Below are 1,334 nucleotides of genomic sequence, written 5' to 3'. Positions count from 1 at the left end.
TTCACAACGGGCAGGCTTAGAAGCAAACTTCTTCGTCGCCAGCGGCGTGCCGCCCTCGTTGGTGAGGCGTATATAGTCGCCACCAACAAGAACTGTCAACAGCGAAGATCACCCTTTTTTCGATTTCTCGTGGAGATCTCGACGAGGCCGGAATTGGTGAGTTGGCTTGGCCCGATTGCGAGCGGCGTTCCGGTGCAGGTCATCCCTACGATGCACGCCACCACATCGGCGCTGAGCGTGTGCCATCGGCCCGAAAATCGCCGGCCGCGCTTGGCGGAGCGCCGACGGCCGCGCCCTGCCAGAGCGGTGTCAGCGCCGTTCTTCAAGCAATTCCGGCGTGATGTTGCGGCCAGCATAAAAGACGCCCAAAATCAGCACCCGCTCGCCCTCGACGGCGAAAGCAATGCTGACGGCGCGCCGGTAACCAACAATCCGCAGCCCAGGCATGATCTCGACCCGCTCGGTGCCCCTTTGTGGAAAAGTCGACAGGCTGAGACAATGCTCGCGGATACCCACAACGAAATTCCAGGCGATCGTGGCGATGCGCGTTCCGCTATATCGTCATAGAGCGCTTCCAGCTCGGACTCCGCCTTGGGGTGGAAGACAATCTGATACTCCATCCCCTACTTGGCTTTCGCCTGCTTCGCGCGATGACGCGCCTCCAGTCGGGAAAACACCGTGTCGGCAGGGATACCTTTCGTTGGATCCCGCCGGAGCTCGGCCAGGCGCGCCGGTATGTCTTCACGCAGCCATTTCTCTCGTTCCGCCTCGAAATCCTCGAGCATGCGCAGGCCCGCGCGGACAACCTCGCTGGCATTGTTGTAGCGGCCTGATTCGAGCTGCTTCCTGATGAAGCTCTCATAGTGGTCGTTCAAAGCGTAATTGGGCATGGCAACCTCCTGCAAAGATTATGGGGCGCGCAACGTGAATGGCAATAGATATCAACTATTAGCAATCTGGGCCTTTGCCACCTTCCCGCCCCGAGAGAATTCGCCCGTCGCCTGATTCGGCATGACCGGAAATGTCGCCTCAGCCATAAGGACGCTGGCGCGATCAAAGAGCGACGCGCAAGTCGATGCCCGCGGTCGTCATCTCTGTGGCAGCCATGCGCGAGACGACAGACGCAGAACCCAACCGGATCACTGACGCGCTCGGGATGTCGTTTCTGTCCGGTTTTGTCGTGTCACGCAGACATTGTCGTTTGCGTTTCCGATCTACGGCTCACGTATGGCGTCCAAAATCGAAACGCCCGTCGGCTTGGGGCCTGACGGGTGTTTTGAAGATTTGGTTTTGGGGACAGGATTTGTTTTTTTGTGCCGCGGCGTCGGCTTGGC

Annotated in this window: 1 protein-coding gene and 1 pseudogene; both read right to left on the bottom strand. The window is 59.1% G+C overall.

The genetic code is table 11. From position 1 onward, the window contains the following. Nucleotides 1-309 precede the first annotated feature (309 nt). Nucleotides 310-620 (bottom strand): annotated as a pseudogene (locus tag ACFFNA_RS36455) (type II toxin-antitoxin system RelE/ParE family toxin). 3 nt (nt 621-623) lie between these two features. Further along, nucleotides 624-890 carry a type II toxin-antitoxin system ParD family antitoxin gene (locus ACFFNA_RS36450; protein ID WP_378924831.1) on the bottom strand — a complete coding sequence of 89 codons (267 nt, stop codon included), beginning with the start codon at nt 888-890 and terminating at the stop codon, nt 624-626. Between the last annotated feature and the right edge of the window lie 444 nt (nt 891-1,334).

The organism is Mesorhizobium kowhaii (assembly GCF_042431665.1).
In the GTDB taxonomy this organism is placed as follows: Bacteria; Pseudomonadota; Alphaproteobacteria; order Rhizobiales; family Rhizobiaceae; genus Mesorhizobium; species Mesorhizobium kowhaii.
This window is presented reverse-complemented; position numbering and strand designations above follow the sequence as displayed.